We start from the raw sequence: 23961 nt of genomic DNA, 5'->3' as shown, positions 1-23961 counted from the left end.
AAGCATGACAAAAACCGCTGACAGTTTGCTCGTCCACGGTGCATTTAACGCCCGTTACTGCACTACCGATGATCCAATGTCCAGATTTTCAGATGAATTTTTCTGAGAGGCAAAAGCAGCGTTTTAAACGCGTGGCTGATTTTCAATTAAAACCACCAGCATGCTTTCAAGTCAAGGGTCCACCAGAGTCATTTTCTATTTTTGATTTAACTATCAACATCATGGGAGTTATTATGGTTACCAGACGTCAATTTGTTACCGGTTTTGCAGCCGTACCTGTTCTGTCCTACCTGAGCTTTGAACCTGTCTTCGCCGCCACCCCGACCTCGATATTGGTGATGGCTATCAAACTCGACATCATCACCAGTCTTGATCCCCACGAAGGCTTTGAATCGGTAGGCAGCGAAATCACCGGCAATATTTATCAACAACTGGTGAAACCAAAACTGGCTTCCCCTGACGAAATTGAAGGCGACCTGGCCGTCTCCTGGACCGCCTCACCTGACATGAAAACCTTCACCTTTAAACTGGACCCGAAAGCCAAATGGGCCGACGGCAAACCGGTCACCGCCGAAGATGCCGCGTTCTCTTTGCAACGTTCAGTCAAACTGGACAAAAGCCCGGCTTATATCATCAACCAGTTTGGCTACACCAAAGACAACGTTGACACGTTTATCAGCGCACCGGACGCCGAAACATTGGTGATCAAAACCGCCGATCCGGCTTCTGAATCCTTCCTGTTGTACTGCCTGAGCGCTAACGTGGGCAGCATCGTGCAGAAATCCGCCTGCATGGCGAATCAGGTGGGCGACGATTTAGGCAATGCGTGGCTGAAGAAGAACAGTGCCGGTTCCGGCGCGTTCAAACTGCGTGACTGGAAAGTCAGTGAGTCGGTCATTCTGGAAACCAATAAAAACAACCCGCACGCCGGTAAAATTCAGCGCATTATTCTGCGCCACATCGTCGATCCCTCTGCGCAACTGCTGATGCTGAAAAAGGGCGACATCGATATTGCCCGTGACCTGAACACCGAGCAACTGCGTCCGCTGGTTGACGATAAAAACTTCACGCTGGTGCGTAAAGGCATCGCCGGTACGATGATGCTTTCCGCGAATACCGCTCACCCGAACCTCGCCAAACCGCAGGTGTGGCAGGCGATAAAATGGGCCATCGATTACGACGGCATTCAGCAGCATATTGTGCCGCTGACACACAAAGTGCATCAGAGCTTCCTGCCCGAAGGTTTCCCGGCGGCGGTGAACACCATCATGTACAAGCGTGATGTGGCAAAAGCCAAAGCGCTGATGGCCGAAGCCGGTTTCCCGGACGGTTTTGAAATCACGCTTGATCACTACTCCTCTTCGCCGCAGGCCGATATCGTGCAGGCGTTGCAGTCGAATCTGGCCGAAATCGGCATTAAGGTCACCTTGCTGGCGGCCGAAAGCCGTCAGGTACTGACTAAAATGCGCGCCCGTCAGCAGCAGCTGGCCTTCACCCAGTGGGGCGCGGACTATTTTGATCCCAACTCCAATGCCGAAGCCTTTTGCAGTAACCCGGACAACACCGACAAAACCAAAAGCCGTACCCTCGCATGGCGTTGCAGCTGGCAGGATCAGTCGATTGCCGATCTCAGCCAGAAAGCGCTGCACGAACCGGACCCGGCCACCCGCATCAAACTGTATGAAGAGTTGCAGACCCAACATATGGAAAACAGCCCGTTTGCCATCATGATGCAACCGACGCTGACCGCTGCCTGCCGTCATGAAATCTCCGGTGTGGTGTTAACCGTAATGAGTACCAGCCCTTATGAGAAGGTTGTGAAAGCGTGAGCAAGAGACTCAATGGTTTTCTGAGTACCTGCATCAGCGTTTGTCTTACCTTGTTCGGTCTGTCGGTTGTGACCTTTTTCATTGGCAGGGTCATGCCAACCGATCCGGTACTGGCTGCGGTGGGCGACAACGCACCGCAGGCGGTAGTCGAACGTGTTCGCCATGAAATGGGGCTGGATCAGCCCCTCTGGATGCAGTTCCTCCACTATCTCAATCAGGTGTTTCACGGTGATTTAGGCCGTTCAGCCGTGACCACTAACCCCGTCATTACGGACATCGCGCGTTTCTTCCCCGCCACGCTGGAACTGGCTACCGCCGCAATAATCATCGCAGCGTTGGTAGGCATTCCTCTTGGCGTCTGGGCGGCAACGCGTCAGGGCAGCTGGATTGATCAGACCATAAGGGTGGTATGTCTGGCCGGTCACTCGCTGCCGGTGTTCGTGCTGGCCTTACTCAGCCTGCTTATCTTCTACTCGGTACTCGGTATCGCACCGGGGCCGGGGCGGCAGGACATCATCTATCAGGACATGATCCCGCAGGTCACCGGATTACTGACGGTGGACACCCTGCTGGCCGGTGATATGGGTGCATTTCGTGATGCGCTGGCGCACATGGTGCAGCCGGTGCTGATCCTCGCTTATTTCAGCATGGCGTACATCACCCGCATGACCCGCACCTTTATGCTCAACGCACTGAGTGGTGAATTTGTGATCACCGCCCGCGCCAAGGGGCTGTCGGCACGCACCGTTATCTGGAAGCACGCCTTCCCGACCGTCGGAGTGCAGCTGATCACCGTGCTGGCGCTGACCTATGCGGGGCTGCTGGAAGGAGCCGTGGTCACCGAGAACGTCTTCTCCTGGCCGGGCCTCGGACAGTACCTCACCGTGTCCCTGATGAACGCCGATATGAACCCGGTGATTGGCTCCACGCTGCTGATTGGTGCGATTTACGTCATGCTCAATCTGTTCGCCGACCTCCTCTACCGACTTCTGGACCCACGCGTAAAATGACCACTCTCCCTGCTCTGCCTCAACCCCGCACCGGTTCACGTGCCTGGCTGCTGGCCGATACGCCGCACACCCGCACGCAGGCCGTGTGGGGGCGTCGTTATCGCCTCTGGCTGGGTCTTCGCGCCAATCCTCTGGCGGTGATTGGCCTGTTCACAGTACTGCTGGTGCTAATCATTTCAGTCTGTGCGCCGCTGCTGACCAGTTACTCCCCGGGAACGCAGGACTTAGCCAACCGGCTGGCAAAACCTTCAGCCCAGCATTGGCTCGGCACCGACGAACTTGGCCGCGACACCTTCAGCCGTATTCTCTATGGCGGGCGGATCACACTCGGCATGGTGATCACCGTCGTGGCCATTGTTGCTCCGCTTGGCCTGCTGATTGGCTGCGTGGCGGGATACACCGGCGGCCTGCTCGATCGCATCCTGATGCGCATCACGGATATCTTTCTCGCATTCCCGCGTCTGATTCTGGCACTGGCGTTTGTCGCCGCGCTGAAACCGGGGATTGAAAGTGCCATTCTTGCCATCGCCCTCACCGCCTGGCCGCCTTATGCGCGTCTGGCCCGCGCCGAAACCATGCAGGTGCGCGGCACGGATTACATCGCGGCCTGCCGCCTGACCGGTGCCACTTCAGCGCGAATTATTTGGCGGCACATCATGCCGCTGTGCGTACCGAGCCTGGTGGTGCGTATCACACTCGATATGAGTTCGATCATTATCACCGCTGCCAGCCTGGGCTTTCTGGGCATGGGCGCTCAGCCACCTTCGCCGGAATGGGGGGCGATGATCGCCACTGCCCGCCGTTTCCTGTTCGAAGAGTGGTGGGTGCCGCTGATCCCGGCCGTGGCAATTTTCGTGACGTCTCTGGCGTTTAACTTCCTCGGCGACGGTCTGCGTGACGTCCTCGATCCTAAGGAGCGCTGATGCTGGTTGATATCAAAAATCTGCACATTACGTTCGCCACCAACAGCGGCAGTTTTGACGCCGTGCGTGGTGTTTCACTCTCACTCGGCAAGGAAAAATTCGGCATTGTGGGCGAGAGCGGCTCGGGGAAATCCCTGACGGCACGCTGCCTGATGAATCTACTGCCCGCCAGCGCCAAATGCCGCGCCGATACCCTCTCTTTTGACGGTATCGATCTGCGTAACGCCAGCGAAAAACAGATGCGCCAGATCCGTGGCAAACGGGTGGGGTTTATTTTACAGGACCCGAAATATTCGCTTAATCCGGTAATGCCGATTGGCAAACAGGTGGCCGAAGCGTGGCACACCCACAAAGGCGGCAGTAAAAAACAGGCGATGGAAGCCGCCATCGATTTACTCGATCAGGTGCGCATCCGCGAGCCACATAAAGTGGCGCAGCGTTATGCCCATGAAGTCTCCGGCGGCATGGGTCAGCGGGTAATGATCGCCATGATGCTGGCACCGGATCCGGAACTGATGATCGCCGATGAACCCACCAGCGCGCTGGACGCCACGGTGCAGGCGGAAATTCTGCGCCTGCTCGACGATCTGGTGTCCAGCCGCGGCATGGGGCTGATTCTTATCAGCCATGATTTGCCGCTGGTATCGAAGTTCTGCGACCGCGTGGCGGTTATGTACGCCGGTCGTATCGTTGAAACCCTACAGGCCGGTGACCTGCTCAATGCGCAGCATCCTTATACCCGTGGTCTGCTGGAGTGCCTGCCATCACTGAAACATCCGCGTGCGCGGCTGCCGGTGCTGGTACGTGACGAGGCGTGGAAAACATCATGAGTGAGAGCAACGAAAAATCTAACGCTAAGATAATCTTAGATAATTTACGCATTTCCTTTGGCGATACTGAGGTGGTAAAAGGGGTAAGTTTTGCGGTCGCACCCGGCGAGTGTTTTGGCATCGTGGGCGAAAGCGGTTCGGGAAAATCCACCATTTTGCGCGCCTTGGTGGGGCTGAACCAGGCCTGGTCCGGCGGCATGACGATTGGCGGCGAGGCACAGTTACCGGTGCGTCAGAAACGCTTTTACCGCCGCGTGCAGATGGTATTTCAAGACCCGTATGGGTCGTTGCATCCAAGGCAAACTATTGATCGCATCCTGAGTGAACCGCTGATTGTCCACGGTTTCCTCAACATCGAGAAACGCATCACCGATGCACTGAGCGAAGTCGGTTTGCCGCAGGCGGTGCGTTTTCGCTTTCCGCATCAGCTCTCCGGAGGGCAGAGGCAGCGCGTGGCCATTGCCCGTGCGCTGATTTCTGAACCGGAAATCTTGCTGCTCGATGAGCCCACGTCAGCACTCGATGTCTCCGTTCAGGCCGAGATCCTCAACCTGCTGACTGACCTGCGTGAGCGCCGCAAGCTCACTTATATTCTGGTTAGCCACAATCTGGCTGTGGTTACGCATCTTTGCACCAGAATCGGAGTGATGATTGGTGGTGAAATGGTAGAGCTTCTGAGCGCAGACGATTTACGGGCGGGACGCGTCACCCATCCGCATACGGCAGAGTTGCGATCGTTAAGTCTCAGTCTTGAGGAACCGGGCTAAATCACCGTGAGCACGGTTTCAACGGGCAGCAAGGCTGCCTTTCAATCACAGATTAACGTTATTAAGGGGAGAAGGAATGACATCCACTCTACCGTCGTTACATTGGCAGACAGCCCTCACTGTGGCCAATACGATCACCGAAAAATGGAACCAGCCCGGAGAACCGGGTGGCGCCATCACTCTGTTTGACAGCCGTTCACTTCAGGGGCACAGCGCAGGCGGGCTGGCGAATCTGACCACCGGTGAACGCTTCAGTATTGACGACGTCGTGCGCTACGCCTCGGTCACTAAACATATTTTCGCCGCGCTGGCGCTGCTGCGAAGCGATGCCGGATTATCCCTCAGCGACACACTCGGCCAATATCTGCCTCAGTTGAAACCGCCGATGTCACTGGTAACTCTCGGTCAGGCGCTGGATATGACCGGCGGCCTGCCTGACGTCCGCGAAACGCTCTCCCTGCTCGGCGTGTCGGTTTATACCGCCAGTGAACCTGATGCTATTCTCGATTTTCTCGCCAAGGACGGTTCTCTGAATTTCCCGGCGGGCAGCGAGATCTCTTACTCCAATACAGGTTACCGTCTGGTTGAAGCGATATTAAACAGCAAAGGAATACGGTTTGAGGATTTGCTGCAACAGCATATCGCCCGCCCGCTGGAGATCGCGCTGCACGCACCGGAAACCTGGTTTGACGTGGTTCCGGGATTAGCACCTGGTTATTGGAAAGACACCTCGGGCTGGAAAACGGCGAGCGCCGGGCTGCATCTTTCGGCCTCTGGCAGCCTGACCGGCAGCCTGCGTTCACTGACCGTCTGGCTGCAAAGCCTGCTGGCGAATCGCGGTCCCGGTGCCGGTGTGCTGGAAACGCTGACTGCACAGCGTCATTTACGCGGTGATACGGCGTCCGCCTACGGGCTGGGCACCACCTCTTCAACGCTTGGCAGCCATAAAGTCTACGGTCACGGGGGTTCACACGCAGGTTACAAAACCTATTTTCTGTTACATCCCGAACTCGACGCCGGTGTGGCGCTGGTTTCGAATCGTGAAGATACCGCCGCCTACGGCGCAGCACTCGATGTGATGGCCGCCCTGCTCAGCACCCCGTTACCCCCGCGCAGTCAGGCTATTCCCGACGGGCTGTACGCCAGCGTTGCCGAACCTTACTGGCTCAAGGTGAACAATGGCGTAGCCAGCTATCTGGGCTCCGGTGACAACCTCTTTGAAGGTGCCGATAAAAACGAAGCGGTTTCACTTTCCGCCCATATGCCTATGCGCTTGCGCTGGGACGGGCACGCCATACAAGGCGAGATTGGTCACGCCCCGCGCCGCTTTGTGCCGGTCGAGCCGAATGACTGTCTGGGGATGGTACAGGGCCGCTGGTTTCACCGCGATTCCAAAGCCGCCTTTGATATTGAAGGCGATCAGTTCGTCATGGGCGTTGGCCCGTTGCGTACGAGTGGAAGGCTAACCTCGCTGGGCCTCGGCCGTCTGCTGGTTGAAATGCCCGATGGCCCGTGGCAAAAATCTTTCTGCCTCTATTTTCAAGGTTATAACGTCAGGCTTATCTCCAACCGCAGCCGTGTTCTGAATTTTCGCCGGGATGAATACCGTACCGACTGGAAACCTGTGGCTTAAAGTTCTGCGGCAAATAAACGCAAAAGCCTTCCGATGGAAGGCTTTTCTTGTTGTGACTCAGCTCTGGTCGGGAGAGCGTTAGTTAATAAACGCCGCACTGTGAAAATCGATCTCCCACTGTAACACCTGCCCGTATAACACGGACAGGCGCTGCCTTTCGGTAGCAGAGAGTTCGGCGGCGCAGCGGTCAAGCTCAGCTTTTAGCCAGCTAGCCTGATCAATAAACGTTTTTTCCGCATGCATCATCACCCAGGCTTTCACATCGGGGTCGGCAATTTCTGCGTGACTGACCCGCTCACACCAGTGGTAGTACATCCATTCAGCACCAAACATCAGGGTCAGGATCTCAGCATAGCTGCCCGTTTCAGCGGTGCGCATCATGCCCTGACTGAAGCGGTAAACCTCTGGCGCGCTGCGCAAATAGTCCGCCGGATTGACATCACGCGCCCTCATGACCCGTTCGAAATAGACGATCTGTTCATTAGCCAGTGCATCGAGTACGCCTATCAGCCAACGCTGATGGCGGATATCTGGTGCCTTGATCACCGCATAAGAAAATATGCCGATGGCCGTTGCAACAAAATCGCCCTCAAACACCAGATACTGATTGAACACCCGTGCAGGCAAGATGCCGTTTTCAATGCCTGTCACAAAAGGGTGAGTTTGCATCGCCTGCCAGCTTACGTGATGCTCAGCCAGCAGCTGTTCGGTAAAAACCTGTCCGGTCACAGTATTACTCCTCAAGCCCGGCGCGGGCGACTGACATGAAATGTTTTACGCGTTCCAGCTCAACCTGATTCCACCATACACCGCCAAACTTCAACGTGCTGGCGACAATCACGCCCTGGGTACGCTGTAAAATAGCGCAGATGTTGTCTGGCGTAACGCCGGAACCCACCAGCAGCGGCAATTCTGTGGCAGAGCGGATCTCGTCAATCTCTTCCATGGTGGCGCTGTCGCCAGTCCGCTGACCGGTTGCAATAACGCCGTCGGCCAGGAAGAAGTCCACGTCGCGGGTCAGCTCAGGGATAGAGCGGTCCGCCACAATGGCGTGACTGCCGTGTTTTACGTGGCTGTCGGCAAAAACTTTGATGTGCTCGGCGCGCAGCTGTGAACGATAACGCAGTGCGGTGGCAGCAGCCCCTTCGATAAACCCTTCGTTAGCGATGTAGGCGTTAGCCCATTGATTGACGCGGATAAAATCTGCCCCACCCGCCAGCGCCGTGGCAAAAGCCGGAATGGCCGCGTTCGCCAGTACGTTGATACCCAGCGGGCAACCGAACTCCTGTTTAATTCTGTCAGTGATAACCGACATAAAAGCCGCAGTTTCATGGCCGATGTGTTCAGGTTTAGAAAAAGGAATATCGCCATGGTTTTCGATAATCAGACCGTGAAGGCCGCCTTCTAAATAAGCCTGGGCATCGCTCAGGGCGATATCAATTATTTTATTAATTGATTTCCCCTGATAATTTGGCGAGCCGGGAAAGGCTTCGCAATGTACAACACCAATAATTGCTTTAGGACGAGAAAATATTTCTTGAATTGCGCTTGGTTTTCCTGCTGATATAGAGCTCATCTTTATTCACCTTCCAGGGGTTATCTATGCGTGTTTTCGTCGTGGGAAATATAGGCGTTGACGAAACGTATGTAATAAATGAAATACCAGAAAAAGGCGCATCCGTTCACGGCCAGAAAATAAATCAGGATCTGGGCGGAAAAGGCGCTAATCAGGCAGTAATACTTTCCCGGTGCGCGGTTAACACAATATTAATCGCTGCCACGGGCAATGATAATCAGGGCCAGTGGTGCCGGCAGAAAATAGCTCAAGAATCATTAATGTTATTTCCTGATGACTCATTATATTGCCGCACGGACACCTCACTTATTCTAAATACTGCCGACGGTGACAATTCTATTATTACCACCACCACCGCCGCCGACTCATTATCACTGGGCGATATTCAACAGGCCTTATCCACGGCAAGTCCCGGTGACGTGGTATTGCAGCAGGGGAATTTCTCACTGGAGAAAACCGCTGCCCTGTTCCGGTATGCCCGCGAGCACCGGCTGCTGACCGTTTTTAACCCTTCGCCGGTCAAACCTGCCTTCAGCGAACTCTGGCCGCTGATTGATCTGCTGGTGGTTAACCGGGGCGAAGCCGAATACTTTACGGCAACCTCTGACACCCCGGCCAAAGCCGCACACTATTTCCAGGCGGCGGGCGTTGCCAGTGTGGTGATCACGCTGGGTGCCGAAGGCGTTTATCTCGCCTCTTCGCAGCATCAGATCCAGGTATCCACGCCGCGCTGTCATGTGGTGGATACCACCGGCGCCGGGGATACCTTCCTGGCGGTGATGCTCGCCTCCATGTTGCAACGCGATGCCAATGAGCCTGAGAAAATCGATCTGCAACGCGCCGGTCAGGCGGCCGCCATTACCATTGGCCGCTCGGGTACTTTCAGTGCTTTTCCTTGCGCAGCCGAACTGGAGATGCTGCTAAAAAATTAAATATCGGTGCCTGAAAGCGGGTTATGAATTCATAACCCGCTAATAGAAAAAGACTATATTGTTATTGTTTGAACATCGGGCGGAAAGTATCCACGTTAGCTTTGGTGACAATCGTTGCCGGAACCTGGATAGTTTTATCGACTGTTTTACCTTCGACCACAATTTTATTCAGCGCCTTCACCGCTTCAACACCCATGTTTTCCGGGTCCTGTTGCAGTACGGCCGTCACGTAACCCTGATCGATACCGCTCACCGCTTTTGCCGTCAGGTCCCAGCCAAAGACTTTGATATCTTTCTGACGCCCCTGATTCTCCACGGCGGCAATAGCCCCGAGCAGAGCCGGTTCGCCGGTGGCGTAGATTGCCGTCATATCCGGGTTACCGGTGATCAGATTTTCAGCGGCTGTTAAGGCGTCGTCCTGAATGTTACGGCCATCGACCACCCCCACCACTTTGATGCCCGGATGCCCCTGTAACGTATCGACAAAACCTTTCTGGCGCTGATTCTGAATCGCTGAATTGAGCGCGCCGACGATGCCCAGTTTGGCTTTATCACCCATGTTTTTCTTCACATAGTTGGTAAAATAGTTGCCCAGCAACGCCCCGCCTTTACTATTATCCACACCTACCTGCGCTTTATGTGCCCCCTCTGGAAGCACGGCATCAATAGCAATCACCGGTATATTCGCCGCCGCGGCCTCTTTAATTGCTGGCAGGATGCCATTGACGTCAATGGCATCGACCATAATTCCTTTTACGCCCTGCTGAATATAAGTTTCAATCGCATCATTTTGTGAAACCGGATTATCATTAGCATTGAATATAACCAGTTTTGCACCGGATTTTTTCGCCTCTTCCTGTGCCCCTTTATTCATGAGATTAAAGAACAGCGCCTGCTGATTAATTTGCACCAGTGCATAAGTGGGTGCTTCGGCTGAAAATGCCGAATAGCTAAAAAGAGAAAAACCTAATGAAGTGATAATAGCGCAGGCAGACTTTTTAAGATTCAACAAATTATAAGCTGGAACGGTTCTTTTCTTGCCGGCGTTGATAAACATAATGACATCCTCAATATTTGGTGATGACAATGCAATGCGCTGGACTGAATAAATCACAACGGAATTATTCATCAGCTGAACCTCTGGCACGGTTAGAAACCCTGGCCTTGAGGGAATGTTGGCGGGAGCACACATCAGAATGTGTTTTTAGCGAAAAATACCGTTCCAAACGGAGAGTTTTCGGTGAAGCTGTTAATGCGGGTAAACTGTCAAATAGAATTAAACGAGGCTCAAAAATTGTCAAGTATAAATTTTATCTGATCCGTGGCATTGTGAGCACCGTAAAGCTAACGAAGCTGACGCCACCGTAATTTGAGGTGAGCATGAGCCGCTAACGCCGCCATAATTTGAAGGATGAAGAGTAATGGCTAATTTATCAGATGTCGCTAAGCGTGCAGGCCTGTCAAAAGCCACCGTGTCGCGGTATCTCAACAAAAGTATCGTGCTCCCGCAGCCTACGGTGGCGCGCATCGAAGATGCCATCAAAGCACTCGATTACCGCGCCAACAGCCTGGCCCGCAGGCTGAGCATGGGCGGCAGTGAAACTATCGGTCTGGTATTGCCTGACATCGCCAACCCGTTTTTTGCAGAACTGGCGGACGCCGCTGAAGAGACAGCCTCGCTGCATAAATACAGCCTGGTGCTATGCGTCACGCGCAACAATCTGGAAAAAGAGCGTCAGTTTATCCGCTGGCTGGATACCCGTCAGGTGGATGGTCTGTTATTCACCACCAACCGCCCTGACAACGGCCAGTTGCGCGAGCAGCTGAAAGGCCAGCGTCACGTGGTGCTGCTCGATGAAGATGTGCCGGGCAGCACGGTTCCCAAAGTGTTTTCAGACAACGTCCACGGCGGCGAACTGGCAGCCAGTCAGTTGATCGCCGCCGGGCATCAGCGCATTGCGTTTGTCGGCGGTCCGGATGAGCTGATGAGCGTACGCGAACGCCATCAGGGTTTCCGGCAAGCACTGCTGAATGCCGGTCTGCCTTACGACCCTGACATGGTTTTGTATGGCGATTACAGCCGCGGCTTTGGCCGTCTGGCGCTGGATACGCTGCTGGAATTACCGCAGCCACCCACAGCCGTCTTTGCCGCCAGTGATTATCTGGCGCTCGGCCTGCTCGATGGCCTGCGCCAGCGGGGTTTATCTGCCCCGTCTGCACTTTCACTGGTCGGTTTCGATGACGCGATTTACTCGGATCTCATCACCCCGCGCCTCTCCACCATCCGCCAGTCAGCCCGCGAACTGGGCCGTGCAGCGGTGGAAACGCTGATCAAACTGTTTAACAATGAACCCGATATCCCCCCCGTTTCGCGCATTCCGGTAGAGTGGATTTCCCGTGACTCGGTCACCGCACCCACTATACCCCGGTGACGGCCAATGTTGGTGCACAAAGCAGGCGCATTTGCGCCTTTTTTGTGCAACCCGGCACACAGCAATAATGTTTGTTCCTTCTGCACTGACACATAGAAACTGTGATATTGACCCCAAAAAATTAAATTTTCGCTTTTTTGTCACCTAATCATCACATTGATACGTAAGATATTTAACACATGCAGTGTTCAATATTTGAACCACATCACTTTCCTCTCTGCGATTAACTGGCATACATTCTGCTACATTCACATCGGCGACACAGAGTTCCACACTCAGAATATTATTTGACCATTCCGGGTGCGGGAAAAAACATCGCCGTTATTTTTGCCTTTCGGGTAAACCGGTTTACAAGGAAAGAAAAACCGGTAAGGGCAGGAAGACGGCGCTGTCAGCAGGAATCATGTCCATTTCGGCTTTTTTTTGAGCCCAAACCGGCGCCCTGCACCCGCCAGCCCCTCACCAGTTGGAGAGCAGTTATGTCCCAAGAGATGTCCAGAAATCTGTCTGGTTCACCCCGGGTGGAAATGGTAAATATCACCAAAACCTACGGCTCGATCCGCTCACTGCGCGGTGTCAATCTGAGCCTGGCTCCCGGCGAAGTACTGGGTCTGGTCGGTGACAACGGTGCAGGGAAATCCACCCTGACGAAAATTCTGGCTGGCGCCGTGGTGCCGACCGGTGGAACCTTGCGTATCGACGGCGAAGACGTCCATTTTGCTAATCCGTCAGACGCCCGCCGCTGCCATATCGAAATGGTCTATCAGGATCTCTCCCTGTGCGACACGGTCAACGTGGCTGGCAATCTGTTTATGGGGCGCGAACCCCAAACCCGCCTGCTGGGCATTCCCTTTCTCGATGAGAAAAAGATGCACGAACAGGCACGAGAAATGTTGCAGGGCTTAGGGATTTCGATTCCCGATACCCGCCTGCTGGTGCGCAATCTCTCCGGCGGTCAGCGCCAGGCGATCGCGATTGCCCGCGCCGCCGCTTTCGGTCCTAAAGTGCTAATCATGGATGAACCGACGGCCGCACTCGCCGTGGCTGAAGTCGAAGCGGTGCTGGAACTGATCCGCCGCGTCAGCGCACGGGGCGTCAGCGTTATCCTGATCACTCACCGCTTGCAGGATCTGTTCCTGGTCTGTGACCGCATCATGGTGATGTACGAAGGCACTAACGTTGCCGACCGGCAAATTGCCGACACCAGCTTATCTGACATCGTGAACCTGATTGTCGGTGAGAAATTCGAGGCGCACTCCGCGCGCGGTTCTGTTCAACACGAGCAGCGCCCACACTGAGTCTCTGCCCGGCAACGGGCGGTGGCGGGTTGATGCAGACTCGTACTGATAAGGGTAAGCCCATGAGTATCATAAATATGTCCAGTCCCCGACTTATAAAGCAATCGGTTACGCGTCGCATGTTGCACAACCACTCCGGCGTGGTGAGTATCGCGGTGTTCTTTATTTTCTGCTGTGCGGTGTTCTCCTTCGCTACTGACAATTTCCTCAGCGGCGCTAATTGGCTGAATATTTTGCGTCAAAGCGCCCCGCTACTGATCGTCGCCGCGGCCATGACGCTGGTGATCACCACCGGCGGCATTGATTTATCCGTCGGCTCAACGCTGGCACTCGTCGGTGCGCTCTCCGCCATTGCGCTTAATAACTGGGGTCTGCCGTGGCCGGTAGTGCTGATGGGTGGCCTGCTGTTAGGCGGGTTGATTGGTGCGATCAACGGCTACTTTATCGCCTACGAGGGTATTCCGGCGTTTATTGTTACTCTGGCAACGCTTGCGGTGATCCGTGGCGTTGCGCTGCTGATCACTCAGGGTTATTCCATCCCTATTCCCGCAGACAGCCCGTTCACGCTGCTCGGCCGCGCCTGGGTTCTCGGCCTGCCGCTGCCTGCGATCATTGGCGTACTGGCGCTGTTCTTTGGTCATATCCTGTTGAATCACATGCGTTTCGGCCGCTACGTGACCGCCATCGGGGCCAATGCCGAAGGGGTACGCCGCGCCGGGGTTAACACCAAAACCATCACGCTGCGCGTCTACGTTATCTGCGGCATGTGTGCAGCGCTGGCCGGAATGATCATTACCGCACGTCTGGGCAGCGGCTCGTCGAATCAGGGTGAAGGCTTTGAATTGCAGGTGATTGCCGCCGTCGTATTAGGCAGCACCAGCCTGTTTGGCGGGTTCGGCACCATCATCGGCACCCTGCTCGGCGCACTGTCAATTGCCGTGATCCAAAACGGATTGATCCTGTCGCATATGTCACCGTTTTATACCCAAATCGCCACCGGCCTGATTATCCTGCTGGCTATCTGGCTGAACACCCGCATCTTCAATCCGGTCCGAAGTACAAAAGGATAGCGACATGTCATCAGACTCTGCTTTTTCAGGTTCGCTGTTCCGCCACGCCGATCCTTTTCCGCTCGGCACGCAAAGCGGTTTTGCGATGACCGTTCTCGGGCCGCTGCCGGTGGAAAAACTCGGCGTAACCCTGATGCACGAACATATTCTGCTCGACGCCGCTGGCAAATGGGTGCCCCCCTGCTGTTGCAGTGAGAGGCATATTGCCGAAATGCCGGTCAGGATCGAAAACCTCGGCGAACTGCAACTCAATCCGCTGATGAGCCGCGACAACTGCCAACTGTTTGATGTCGATCTCGCCGTCGAGGAGCTAATGAAATACCGCGCGCTGGGAGGAGAAACGGTCGTGGATCCGACCAACATCGGCATCGGCCGCGACCCCAAAGCCCTGCAGCGAATTTCACGTCTGACGGGTCTGAACATCATTATGGGCACCGGTTTTTACCTTGAACCTTCGCATCCGGATTATGTGAAAACGCACTCGCTGGAAACGCTGACCGATCAGATTATTTATGATGTTGGGGGATTCAGCGACAAACCCGAGGTGGTTGCCGGGTTGATTGGTGAAATTGGGGTGTCGGCAGCGTTTACCCCTAACGAGGAGAAATCCTTGCGGGCGGCGGGACGGGCAAGTGCCCAAACCGGCGTGCCGATGCAGATCCATCTGCCGGGCTGGGAGCGTTACGGTCATAAGGTGCTGGATATCCTGGCCGAAGAAGGCACCCGCTTGCAAAACGTGGTGCTGTGCCATATGAATCCGAGTTTCGCGGATAAAAACTATCAGCGGACGCTGGCCGAGCGCGGCGCATTTCTGGAATATGACATGATCGGCATGACGTACTTTTATGCCGATGAAAGTGCGCAGTCGCCTTCGGACGAAGACAACGCCCGCGCCATCCGCGAGCTGATCGATGACGGGTATATCGGGCAGGTGTTGCTGTCGCAGGATGTTTTTCTGAAAACCATGCTGACGAAATTTGGCGGCCATGGTTACGGTTATATCCTCAAACATTTCGTGCCGCGCCTGCGCCGCCACGGCGTGACCGGCGAACAGCTGGAAACGCTGCTGATAGGCAATCCTCAGCGCGTGTTTTCCATCAAGTCGTGATCGTTTGGCAGGTGTTTGAGAATGAATGAAGCCGTAATTGCTCTGACCCGCGCCCTGCTGGGTTTCAATACCATCAATCCGCCGGGTAACGAAGCGGAATGTCTGCGCTGGTTGGCGGCATTCCTGACTGAAAACGGCTTCGACGTTCAGCTCCATCAGTTCGGTGAGAACCGTTTCAACCTGCTGGCGTCGCTGCCAGGGTCAGCCGCCGGTAAACCGCTGGCTTTTACCGGCCACCTCGACACCGTCCCGCTGGGTAATGCCCCGTGGCAGCAGGATCCGTTCGCCGGTGAGGTGATTGATGGCCGGATTTACGGACGTGGCAGCAGCGATATGAAAGCGGCCATTGCGGCTTTTATTATCGCCTGCATAAACAGTGCAGAGGCTATTGCTGCCGGGAGTGGCGTAGTGCTTATCCTGACCGGTGGCGAAGAAACCGGCTGCGACGGTGCACGGGCGATGATGAATGACCCCGCCATGATCTTACCGCAGCCCGGTGCGCTGATCGTCGGCGAACCGACGGCCAATTACCCGATCATTGGTCACAAAGGGGCGCTCTGGTTGCGCTGCGAAACTCAGGGAAAAACCGCGCACGGGGCAATGCCAGAGCTGGGCATTAATGCGATATATCTGGCGGCGGATGCTATCGGCAAAATCCGTCAATTTGACCCCGGCCCGCCGCACCCGCTGATGAAAAAACCGACCCTGAACGTCGGTACTATCCGAGGCGGGCTGAACATCAATTCGGTGCCAGACCGCGCCAGCTTTGACGTAGACATGCGCACCGACCCGACGCTGGCGCATCATCCTCTGACCGTAAGATTACAGCAGTATTTAAGTGACACCGTCACTATTTCGACATTGATTGACCTGCCTGCGGTACTCACTGAGCGCCGACATCCGTGGATACAGCGGGTATTTACGCTCTGCGCCGCCCTTCATGCTGAGCCGCTCGAAGCCAGGATCGTGCCCTACTTTACCGATGCCGCCTTGCTGCTCGATGCCATCGGCTCGCCGCCCTGCATTATCCTCGGGCCGGGGGAACCTTCGATGGCGCATCAGACCGATGAATATTGTTCGCTCGCGCGGCTGTATGAGAGTGTCGAGTTATACCGGGAGGTCATCGACGACTATTTTCTTTTTGGGCTGGCTGCCCAAACCCGCTTTTAAAGCTTTAAATTCAAATTCAAGACCTTGGGTTGCCACCCAAACTGGCCAAGAAGGCGCGTAGGCGCGCGCCCTCTTGACTCCCGCGCCTTTTAAAAACAGCAGCTGCGCTGGTCACAATGGCCGTGTTTCAAGTATTTCCGTTATAGCCGCAAAATGTCATCGCTCTGCGATTCCCGGCTGCGGGTTTGAGCCAACGATAAAACGTTGTCTCGCCACCGACTTGCCGGTGACATTTTTGAATGCGGCCTCGACGTTTTTAAGGACAAACACAGCACAGGTTTTGAATTTAAAGAAGCCATGGGCGCATTCAAAAATGGCGCTGAGCAAGAGGTTCGAGACCTATGGCTCGAACCCGCAGCGAAGGCACCGCCTAAGCGGCGACATTTTGCGGCGTTAACAGCGGTACCTGAAACACGGCCATCCCGATTCAGCGATAGCGCGCAGTTAAAAAAAAGCAGGGGTCCAGGGGAGGCGCGTTTACGCCTCCCCTGGTCGGTGTGGGCCGACGCCCACGGTTTTGAAGTTAAAGTCGAAATTGAAAACAAAACAGCTTGTGCCGTATTAACTGCTTCAGCTTCAGTGCTGCCTGCGATGGTGGCTGGTCGCGGCGGCTGAGCAAAATCACCTCGAACGGCAGGGCTTCCACCACGGGCAGGATTTTAAGCTGATGGGTATAACGCAGCGCAGTGAAGGTATCCACCACACCGACACCGCCACCGGCGAGCACCAGATCGGCGATCACCGAGTAGGTTTTAATGTGCAACTGAGCGCGCGGGGTTAACCCGTTTTCGCGCAGGACCCGGCTGAGTACCTGACCAAGCGGATCCTGCTGTTGCAGCATCAGCAGATCGTTATCACACAGCCAGCTCAGGGAAACCACGCCTTCCTGCGGGCTGTCAGGCGGCAATAGCGCCACCATATTGGCCTGATAAATCGACTCGGAGACCAGCTCTGATGAAACCTGCTCACCAAAAGCCAGCGCGAAATCCATCTTATAATGCAGCAGATCCTGACTCAGCGTATTGAAGTGTCCGGTCACCAGTTCAACGCTGCCACCGGGGATTTGGCGGCGGAAATCCACCAGCACCGGCGCCATTATGCTGTGACCCAGTGCATGAGCAGAACCAATGCGCACGTGCTGACCTTCGCCCTGGCGCAACTGTTCTGCCAGCACACCGATGGCCTGAATATGGCTGAACAACGCCTCGACTTCTGGCAGCAATCTGCGCCCTTCCGGCGTGACGATCAACCCCTGCGGGCTGCGGTCAAACAGTGCAAAGCCCAGTTGTTGCTCAGCGTGATTCAGTACGCGGCTGACATTTGGCTGCGATACGTTGAGCAACCTCGCGGCACCGCTGACGCTACCCGCCTGTAAAACGGCCTGAAACACTTCAATATGGCGTAAACGCATGCGCTGCCTGCCCTTCACAAAATCCGATATCAGCCAGTATACCCAAGATCATTCACGCGGCTATTTTTGCGTAGAGGCCAGATAAGAGAATGCGCTGAGCAGACTAATAATAGAGGCGACGCTGGCGCTGGTGTAGCTGACGGTCACGGCATCGAGACGTTCGACGCCGGGGATCAGCATAAAGATATCGGCCAGTACCGGTTTCGTCGCCATCAGCTCAAGGGTATAAGGTGCAGAAAAGCGGTTAGTAATTCCCGGTACCCCTTTACTGACGGCCAGCGAGGCCTGTTTGCGTATCTGCGCGCGGGCAATGGCCGGGCTGTCCGATTCGGCGGCATTCGCGGAGATGGCGCGTTTTACACAGACGTATTGTGAATAAGGGTAATGCTGATTGACCCAGCGTTCCAGCTGGTCATCACCGGTTACCAGCCATAAAGGAACGTTGAATTCCGCGGCGGCGGCGGCATACAGATCGCTTTCACCCACCACCTGCCCGTTAAGTTTGACCCGGTAAAATGCCCGACCATTGATGGTATGCGCCAGCACTCCCGCTTCACCCGCCGCAGTGTGAAAACCCACCAGCATCAGACCGTCATACTGCTGCTGCGCAATACCTTCAATCATCGACAATGCGCGGGGTTTGCCCTGCACCAAACGTGCACGTGGATCGATATTTTCTGCACGCAGGTTTTGCATTGTGGCATGGCTGTCGGCCACCGTGACCGTCGTTGCGCCACCAGCGAAGGCGCCGTCGATGGCGGCGTTCACTTCCTGCTCCATTAATGCCCGGGCGGCGTCGTAATCGGCATGACCGGGGGTGCATTGTTCCGGGCGCATCACGCCCGCTACGCCTTCGATATCGGCAGAAATGAAAATTTTCATAAGGGTTTCTCGTTATAGTGATCCAATACATCCCGCAGGGAAACGCGGTGATGACCGCGAAAACCTGTAACAGACTCAGCGCACAGCATGGCGTCAAGCACTGCGTGTTCTGTGGCGTCGGCGGCCATCGCCAGTAACGGTTCGAGCTTATCATCAGAGGGCGTGACACCGTCACGAATCGTGGAAAATGCCAGCGCGATGTCGCCGGATCCGTGCCCCCAATAACTGCCTAGCCGCCCCAGACCTGCGCCAGCCCGTTTAGCGATGCGCGTGAGTTGGCGGCTGTCGAGGTAACGGTCACAGGCCATAATAATAATCACCGATCCGGCGTCAACCTGGGGCGCGAGTTGCGGCAATCGTTCCTGCACCGCCGCGCCCACCCGCACACCATCGAGCGTCAGCTCGGACAGCGTACCAAAGTTAGCCAGTACCAGAACGCCAATCGTGGCGCTGAGACGTTCACACCAGCGCGACGCGGTGCCAATCCCCCCCTTCAGTCCGAAACAACTCATACCGCGTCCGGCCCCCACGCTGCCACGGGCGAATTCATGGCGTGCGGTATCCAGCGCGGCCAGCGCGTCATTTTCCGTGACGGCCAGCGCCTGAATGTCGTTGAGATACGCATCATTACACTCGAGGATCACCGGGTTGATGGTCGCGTCAGGACGGCCAATCTGCGGGAACTGCTGACAACTGCGCCGCACGAGCGCATTAAACAGCGTCCCGGCGGCGAAAGTATTACTCAGGAGAATGGGCGTTTGCAGCTCACCAAGTTCCATCACCTGAATCAGGCCGATGGGTTTGGCAAAACCGTTGAGCACCGAGACACCACAGGGCAGCGGCGCGGCATAAAGGTTATCGCCCGGCGGCACAACGGCCGTGACGCCGGTTTGAATATCGCCAGCGGCCAGCGTGCTGTGACCGACGGTGACGCCGGCAACATCCGTCAGGCTGTTGGTGGGGCCACAAGGGAAACGCGGATGAAAAATCTGCTGTTTTCCGGCCCAGCGTGTCAGCAGCGCCTGCATTCCTGACGCTGAGAAGTTATCTGAATTTGTTTTCATATCTTAAGTTTAGAAGCCCTGAAGGCATTGCGCAGGGTAAAAAATGGGAATTACAGCCAGATTTCACCTTGGTGATAACGCAGTGCCGGTTCAGCGTCCTGCGCCAGCCAGATAGGCCCGTCGAGATCGACCCGTTCGGCCTGAACGGCCACCGGCAAGGCGGCTTCCATAGCAATTGAGGAACCGAGCATGCAACCAACCATCACCCGCAGGCCGAGCGCTTTGGCCTCCGCACTCATCGCCAGCGCCTCGGTCAGCCCGCCGCATTTATCCAGTTTAATGTTGATCATCTCATAACGGTCGCGCAGCCCGGCAATGTCACCGCGCTGATGGCAACTTTCGTCGGCGCAGACCGGGATCGGGTGCAGACAGCGCACAAGGTCGTGGTCATTACCGGCAGGCAGCGGCTGCTCGATCATCGCGATATTAAATTCATGCAGGGCGTTGAACAGGCTCTCCAGATCCAGCCCGAGCCAGGATTCATTGGCGTCTACCACCAGCGTTGCCTGCGGCGCGGCGGCGCGGATTGCCGCTACCTTCTCAACAATCTGTTCACGGTTGAGTTTGATTTTCAGCAACTTAGCGCCACCGTCGACGGCCACTTTCGCCGCTGCGGCCATATTTTCCAGCGTATCCAGACTCAGCGTTTCGGCAGTGATCACCGTTTTTGGCGGAGTATTGTTCAGCAACTGCCAGACAGTTTTACCCTGCCGCGCTGCGTCAAGTTTCCACAATGCGCAGTCTAGAGCGTTACGCGCCGAACCCTGCGGCAGCGTGTGTTGCAGCGCCTCGCGGCTCAGTCCCTGTTCTATCTGCGGCTGAACCTGTACCAGCTGCTCGGTCACACTTTCGGCAGACTCCTGATAATGCGGCGTCGGCGTACATTCGCCGGTCCCGCTGAATTCGCCGTCGGTCAGATGAACCCGTACCACGGTGACCGCCGTACGGGCGCTGCGTGAAATCACAAACGGACGGGCCAGCTTCAGTTCCAGCGTTTCAAAGGTCATGGTGATCATCAGCCGTTGTCCTTAACCCACTGCGCCATCTCTTTGATCCCGAAACGCACCGGATCGGTGGCAGGAACGCCAAATTCTGCCGTGATCGCCGCCAGTGCACTCAGGGCTTCTTCTTCGCTGACGCCGGAAGTATTAAGGGAGAAACCGGCCAGCCTGACATCCGGGCTGGTCAGGCGGGCGGCGGCGAGATTGCTGTCCACGCACTGGCGCAGGGTTGGCATCGGCTGATGCGGCAAATGGCGCATATGCGCACGGCCAAGTTCGTGGCACATCACCAGCAGATGGGCTTGTGCGCCATGAATTAATCCCATGCTAACACCGGCGAACGACGGGTGATAAAGCGATCCCTGTCCTTCGATAATGTCCCAGTGTTGTTCATCATTGGCCGGAGAAAGCGCTTCGACGGCACCGGAGATAAAGTCAGCAATGACTGCATCAATCGCAATACCCGCCCCCGCCACCAGCACACCGGTCTGGCCGGTAGCACGAAATTCAGCATTGATATCCAGCTCACGCATCGCCGCTTCCAGCGCCAGCGAGGTGTACATCTTGCCGACCGAACAGTCAGTACCCACCGTCAGCAGGCGTTTGCCGCTGCGCTTAATGCCGGTGCCAGTATCCAGTGCCGGGCGCATATGGCGCACATCGAACAGTTCAACCTGATGCGCTTTCGCCAGTTCCACCAATTCGGGAATGTCATTCAGCCCCTGATGCAAACCATTGGCTACGTTCATTCCTGCGCGAATTGCAGTTTTGATGGAGTCCAGCCAGTGCGCCGGCAGTTTACCGCCAGAGTTAGCGGTGCCGAGCACCATGGTTTTCGCCCCACGCGCTTTGGCGGTCGCGATATCCATCTCCTCAAGGCCCAGTGAAACCGAGTCCGTCGCCAATCGTATCTGGCCGACGCACGAATCGGGCCGCCAGACGTGAATACCGCGCGCCGTTTTCGCCGCCAGCGGATCCGTCACATCACCGAGGAACAGCAGATACGGCATAGGAATATGTTGCATGTCAGTTTCTCTCCAAAAAAGTCAGGGAACAGATCCGGTTTATGTCACCGGTGAGACTGACTATTTCATGCGGCAGTCACGCTGACGAATACTTGTTTGGTCAGGGGGTATACCTTGAGGTTATAGGAAGGTAAATCATTGGGCAGAAAACGTTATTTCAGATAGAGCACGGGGGCGCGGACGTTAAATTCCAGGCATAAAAAAAGGCAGAGCCAATGAACTCTGCCTTTGTAATTACCATTTTCAGACACAGAAACGGGTAATAACTCTTGTATGCAACTTAGAAACGATAAGTCAGGGCGACGGTCATGATGTCGTCGGTATTCAGGCCCAGTGCGTTATCGTCGCTCAGCTGGTTGATCAGGTAGTCAGCATAAACGTACATGTTTTTGTTGAAGTAGTAAGTGGCGCCCACTTCGAAGTATTTAACGATGTCAGCATCGCCGATGCCATTTTCGATATCGTGTGCTTTAGACTGCACATAACCTACAGAAGGACGCAGGCCGTTTTCGAACTGGTACTGAGCAACGAACTCGATGCCTTTGGTTTTGTTAGCAAAACCACTTGCTGCCGGCGCTGCACCTGTTGCTGGAACAGAGATTGGCTGCGAGTTGCGGGTTTCGTTGTACATCGCTGCCAGATAAACCTGGTTAGCGTCGTATTTCAGGCCAGTTGCCCATGCAGAAGCTTTGTCGCCTTTACCGTAAGCGGCATTGGACTGGCCGTTGGTACGGTCAGAAGAAGAACCCGCCAATGCTGCGCCGATGCCTGAACCTGCGATGTTTTCATAATCGAGTGATGCGCCGTAGCCGTCGCCGTTCGCTTTAGAATCAGCACGGCCAGCGTCGCCTTCATTTTTGCCCTGATATTGCAGTGCAAAGTTCAGACCTTCAACCAGACCGAAGAAGTCCTGGTTACGGTAAGTTGCCAGGCCATTTGAACGGCCAACCATGAAGTTATCGCTGTTACCGGTGTCGCCGCCGTATTCAGGCATCATATCGGTGAACGCGATGGCGTCATAAACAACGCCGTAGTTACGGCCGTAGTCGAATGAACCCAGATCTTTCACTTTCAGACCCGCGAAGCCCAGACGAGTCTTGGTGCCTTCGGTGCCTGATGCTTCAGCGTGGTTAGCCTGAACGTTGTATTCCCACTGGCCGTAACCGGTCAGTTGGTCGTTAATTTGAGTTTCGCCTTTAAAACCGAAACGCACGTAAGTTTTGTCACCGTCTGAACCGGTGTCATCACTGAACTGGTGTTTACCATTCACACGACCGTACAGGTCCAATTTATTGCCGTCTTTGTTATAAACTTCGGCTGCGTTTGCCGCTGAGGATGCAACAATTAAAGAGACCACTACGGCCAGCACACTGCGCTTCATCATTATTTAAGATTCCTTGATTTTTTTATAAAGGATTTCTCATGCCCGCTTTTAAATATCGGGCTGTGAGTTTTTAAATGTTTTAAAATGATTCTGTCTGTAAATCGATTTGAACCTTAGCACTAAGCACAAAAAGTTAAAATGGAAAAGTTCGGACGATTTGGTTAATTTACCGTAAAGACTTGTAACTAAATATTACAAAGACGGCATTGTAACTCACTGATTATATGCGTTTTGCGCATAATGGCTCGCACCACAGTGGTGCGTTGCACTATTTTTGTGCAATAAAGATTTCAGTGTGTATCTAAATTGTAACGAAGATCACTTTTCTGTCAGGGTTTGGCACCATTAACAATCGTTAATAAAATGACATTGAGAATAGTGTTAATGCCTTTAAATAGTGCATAGCGTGGTAAGTAATTTAAATAGGTTTTGCTTATACAAAAAACAGGAAAAGCCAAAAAGTCATTTCTCTACTACGCCATTTTTTACTGTTTTTCTTCTCGCAAAATTAATAAGTCAAATTATGCACAATCACGAAGGCAATATAATTACCGGCGTGATTGAATTGAACGAACAGAGATATTTATTAGATGACCGTTTTGGTTGTTTTTTATTC

21 protein-coding genes are annotated in these 23961 nt (G+C 54.8%); 12 read left to right on the top strand and 9 right to left on the bottom strand.

Annotated features, from left to right (window positions below):
- Nucleotides 1-233: 233 nt before the first annotated feature.
- The 6 genes from ACZRKO_RS06060 to ACZRKO_RS06035 all read left to right on the top strand — a co-directional run bounded on the left by ACZRKO_RS06060 (nucleotide 234) and on the right by ACZRKO_RS06035 (nucleotide 6992).
- Nucleotides 234-1829, top strand: coding sequence for an ABC transporter substrate-binding protein (locus tag ACZRKO_RS06060; protein WP_463736320.1), 1596 nt, complete (start codon nucleotides 234-236; stop codon nucleotides 1827-1829).
- A complete protein-coding gene (locus ACZRKO_RS06055) occupies nucleotides 1826-2839 on the top strand; it encodes an ABC transporter permease (RefSeq protein ID WP_463736319.1) in 1014 nt (337 codons plus the stop codon). Before ACZRKO_RS06060 ends, ACZRKO_RS06055 begins: the two co-directional genes overlap by 4 nt.
- Nucleotides 2836-3762, top strand: coding sequence for an ABC transporter permease (locus tag ACZRKO_RS06050; protein ID WP_463736318.1), 927 nt, complete (start codon nucleotides 2836-2838; stop codon nucleotides 3760-3762). The genes ACZRKO_RS06055 and ACZRKO_RS06050 overlap by 4 nt, the downstream gene beginning before the upstream one ends.
- Nucleotides 3762-4592 carry an ABC transporter ATP-binding protein gene (locus tag ACZRKO_RS06045; protein ID WP_463736317.1) on the top strand — a complete coding sequence of 277 codons (831 nt, stop codon included), beginning with the start codon at nucleotides 3762-3764 and terminating at the stop codon, nucleotides 4590-4592. Before ACZRKO_RS06050 ends, ACZRKO_RS06045 begins: the two co-directional genes overlap by 1 nt.
- The gene (locus ACZRKO_RS06040; RefSeq protein ID WP_463736316.1) at nucleotides 4589-5359 is read left to right on the top strand and encodes an ABC transporter ATP-binding protein; all 771 of its coding nucleotides are present in this window, start codon (nucleotides 4589-4591) and stop codon (nucleotides 5357-5359) included. Before ACZRKO_RS06045 ends, ACZRKO_RS06040 begins: the two co-directional genes overlap by 4 nt.
- 76 nt (nucleotides 5360-5435) lie before the next feature.
- Nucleotides 5436-6992, top strand: a complete 1557-nt coding sequence (locus tag ACZRKO_RS06035; protein ID WP_463736315.1) for a serine hydrolase domain-containing protein — start codon at nucleotides 5436-5438, stop codon at nucleotides 6990-6992.
- Between the two features lie 78 nt (nucleotides 6993-7070).
- On the opposite strand, the gene ACZRKO_RS06030 is transcribed toward ACZRKO_RS06035, so the two are convergent.
- Complete coding sequence (locus ACZRKO_RS06030; protein ID WP_463736314.1) at nucleotides 7071-7721, bottom strand: TenA family protein; 651 nt, start codon at nucleotides 7719-7721, stop codon at nucleotides 7071-7073.
- 4 nt (nucleotides 7722-7725) lie between these two features.
- Nucleotides 7726-8568, bottom strand: coding sequence for a BtpA/SgcQ family protein (locus ACZRKO_RS06025; protein WP_463736313.1), 843 nt, complete (start codon nucleotides 8566-8568; stop codon nucleotides 7726-7728).
- Nucleotides 8569-8594: 26 nt separating this feature from the next.
- On the opposite strand from ACZRKO_RS06025, the gene ACZRKO_RS06020 reads away from it, so the two are divergent.
- Complete coding sequence (locus ACZRKO_RS06020; RefSeq protein ID WP_463736312.1) at nucleotides 8595-9500, top strand: ribokinase; 906 nt, start codon at nucleotides 8595-8597, stop codon at nucleotides 9498-9500.
- Nucleotides 9501-9561: 61 nt separating this feature from the next.
- Here ACZRKO_RS06020 and ACZRKO_RS06015 read toward each other — a convergent pair whose 3' ends face one another.
- Nucleotides 9562-10557: an ABC transporter substrate-binding protein gene (locus tag ACZRKO_RS06015; protein WP_463737486.1), complete on the bottom strand. Its 996-nt coding sequence runs from the start codon at nucleotides 10555-10557 to the stop codon at nucleotides 9562-9564.
- A 364-nt stretch (nucleotides 10558-10921) separates the two neighbouring features.
- On the opposite strand from ACZRKO_RS06015, the gene ACZRKO_RS06010 reads away from it, so the two are divergent.
- The 5 genes from ACZRKO_RS06010 to ACZRKO_RS05990 all read left to right on the top strand — a co-directional run bounded on the left by ACZRKO_RS06010 (nucleotide 10922) and on the right by ACZRKO_RS05990 (nucleotide 16578).
- Entirely contained in the window at nucleotides 10922-11932 is a 1011-nt protein-coding gene (locus ACZRKO_RS06010; RefSeq protein WP_463736311.1) for a LacI family DNA-binding transcriptional regulator, read from the top strand.
- A gap of 527 nt (nucleotides 11933-12459) precedes the next feature.
- Nucleotides 12460-13230 (top strand): ATP-binding cassette domain-containing protein, encoded by a 771-nt coding sequence (locus ACZRKO_RS06005; RefSeq protein WP_463737485.1) that lies wholly within the window; start codon nucleotides 12460-12462, stop codon nucleotides 13228-13230.
- 71 nt (nucleotides 13231-13301) lie between these two features.
- Nucleotides 13302-14300 (top strand): ABC transporter permease, encoded by a 999-nt coding sequence (locus tag ACZRKO_RS06000; RefSeq protein WP_463737484.1) that lies wholly within the window; start codon nucleotides 13302-13304, stop codon nucleotides 14298-14300.
- Between the two features lie 4 nt (nucleotides 14301-14304).
- A complete protein-coding gene (locus ACZRKO_RS05995; RefSeq protein WP_463736310.1) occupies nucleotides 14305-15408 on the top strand; it encodes a phosphotriesterase family protein in 1104 nt (367 codons plus the stop codon).
- A 21-nt stretch (nucleotides 15409-15429) separates the two neighbouring features.
- On the top strand, nucleotides 15430-16578 hold the full coding sequence (locus ACZRKO_RS05990; RefSeq protein ID WP_463736309.1) for a M20 family metallopeptidase: 1149 nt from the start codon (nucleotides 15430-15432) through the stop codon (nucleotides 16576-16578).
- 523 nt (nucleotides 16579-17101) lie between these two features.
- Here the strand turns inward: ACZRKO_RS05990 and ACZRKO_RS05985 are convergent.
- The 6 genes from ACZRKO_RS05985 to ACZRKO_RS05960 all read right to left on the bottom strand — a co-directional run bounded on the left by ACZRKO_RS05985 (nucleotide 17102) and on the right by ACZRKO_RS05960 (nucleotide 23345).
- A complete protein-coding gene (locus tag ACZRKO_RS05985; protein WP_463736308.1) occupies nucleotides 17102-17989 on the bottom strand; it encodes a LysR family transcriptional regulator in 888 nt (295 codons plus the stop codon).
- Between the two features lie 60 nt (nucleotides 17990-18049).
- Nucleotides 18050-18871 carry a M55 family metallopeptidase gene (locus ACZRKO_RS05980; protein ID WP_463736307.1) on the bottom strand — a complete coding sequence of 274 codons (822 nt, stop codon included), beginning with the start codon at nucleotides 18869-18871 and terminating at the stop codon, nucleotides 18050-18052.
- Nucleotides 18868-19935 (bottom strand): DmpA family aminopeptidase, encoded by a 1068-nt coding sequence (locus ACZRKO_RS05975; RefSeq protein WP_463736306.1) that lies wholly within the window; start codon nucleotides 19933-19935, stop codon nucleotides 18868-18870. Before ACZRKO_RS05975 ends, ACZRKO_RS05980 begins: the two co-directional genes overlap by 4 nt.
- 50 nt (nucleotides 19936-19985) lie before the next feature.
- On the bottom strand, nucleotides 19986-20951 hold the full coding sequence (gene dgcA, locus ACZRKO_RS05970) for an N-acetyl-D-Glu racemase DgcA (RefSeq protein ID WP_463736305.1): 966 nt from the start codon (nucleotides 20949-20951) through the stop codon (nucleotides 19986-19988).
- Nucleotides 20951-21961 carry an N-acetyltransferase DgcN gene (dgcN, locus tag ACZRKO_RS05965; RefSeq protein WP_463736304.1) on the bottom strand — a complete coding sequence of 337 codons (1011 nt, stop codon included), beginning with the start codon at nucleotides 21959-21961 and terminating at the stop codon, nucleotides 20951-20953. The genes dgcA and dgcN overlap by 1 nt, the downstream gene beginning before the upstream one ends.
- Before the next feature lie 280 nt (nucleotides 21962-22241).
- On the bottom strand, nucleotides 22242-23345 hold the full coding sequence (locus ACZRKO_RS05960; RefSeq protein WP_463736303.1) for a porin: 1104 nt from the start codon (nucleotides 23343-23345) through the stop codon (nucleotides 22242-22244).
- Between the last annotated feature and the right edge of the window lie 616 nt (nucleotides 23346-23961).

This window comes from Ewingella sp. C233, assembly GCF_055407225.1.
Note: the sequence above shows the minus strand (reverse complement) of the source record. Positions and strands in the feature narration are given on the sequence as shown.

Excerpts from the sequence above, each read along its gene's own strand:
- ACZRKO_RS06060 (WP_463736320.1), top strand. The coding sequence starts at position 234 with ATGGTTACCAGACGTCAATTTGTTACCGGTTTTGCAGCCGTACCTGTT.
- ACZRKO_RS06050 (WP_463736318.1), top strand. The coding sequence starts at position 2,836 with ATGACCACTCTCCCTGCTCTGCCTCAACCCCGCACCGGTTCACGTGCC.
- ACZRKO_RS06045 (WP_463736317.1), top strand. The coding sequence starts at position 3,762 with ATGCTGGTTGATATCAAAAATCTGCACATTACGTTCGCCACCAACAGC.
- ACZRKO_RS06040 (WP_463736316.1), top strand. The coding sequence starts at position 4,589 with ATGAGTGAGAGCAACGAAAAATCTAACGCTAAGATAATCTTAGATAAT.
- ACZRKO_RS06035 (WP_463736315.1), top strand. The coding sequence starts at position 5,436 with ATGACATCCACTCTACCGTCGTTACATTGGCAGACAGCCCTCACTGTG.
- ACZRKO_RS06025 (WP_463736313.1), bottom strand. The coding sequence starts at position 8,568 with ATGAGCTCTATATCAGCAGGAAAACCAAGCGCAATTCAAGAAATATTT.
- ACZRKO_RS06020 (WP_463736312.1), top strand. The coding sequence starts at position 8,595 with ATGCGTGTTTTCGTCGTGGGAAATATAGGCGTTGACGAAACGTATGTA.
- ACZRKO_RS06015 (WP_463737486.1), bottom strand. The coding sequence starts at position 10,557 with ATGTTTATCAACGCCGGCAAGAAAAGAACCGTTCCAGCTTATAATTTG.
- ACZRKO_RS06010 (WP_463736311.1), top strand. The coding sequence starts at position 10,922 with ATGGCTAATTTATCAGATGTCGCTAAGCGTGCAGGCCTGTCAAAAGCC.
- ACZRKO_RS06005 (WP_463737485.1), top strand. The coding sequence starts at position 12,460 with ATGGTAAATATCACCAAAACCTACGGCTCGATCCGCTCACTGCGCGGT.
- ACZRKO_RS05995 (WP_463736310.1), top strand. The coding sequence starts at position 14,305 with ATGTCATCAGACTCTGCTTTTTCAGGTTCGCTGTTCCGCCACGCCGAT.
- ACZRKO_RS05990 (WP_463736309.1), top strand. The coding sequence starts at position 15,430 with ATGAATGAAGCCGTAATTGCTCTGACCCGCGCCCTGCTGGGTTTCAAT.
- ACZRKO_RS05985 (WP_463736308.1), bottom strand. The coding sequence starts at position 17,989 with ATGCGTTTACGCCATATTGAAGTGTTTCAGGCCGTTTTACAGGCGGGT.
- ACZRKO_RS05980 (WP_463736307.1), bottom strand. The coding sequence starts at position 18,871 with ATGAAAATTTTCATTTCTGCCGATATCGAAGGCGTAGCGGGCGTGATG.
- ACZRKO_RS05975 (WP_463736306.1), bottom strand. The coding sequence starts at position 19,935 with ATGAAAACAAATTCAGATAACTTCTCAGCGTCAGGAATGCAGGCGCTG.
- dgcA (WP_463736305.1), bottom strand. The coding sequence starts at position 20,951 with ATGATCACCATGACCTTTGAAACGCTGGAACTGAAGCTGGCCCGTCCG.
- dgcN (WP_463736304.1), bottom strand. The coding sequence starts at position 21,961 with ATGCAACATATTCCTATGCCGTATCTGCTGTTCCTCGGTGATGTGACG.
- ACZRKO_RS05960 (WP_463736303.1), bottom strand. The coding sequence starts at position 23,345 with ATGATGAAGCGCAGTGTGCTGGCCGTAGTGGTCTCTTTAATTGTTGCA.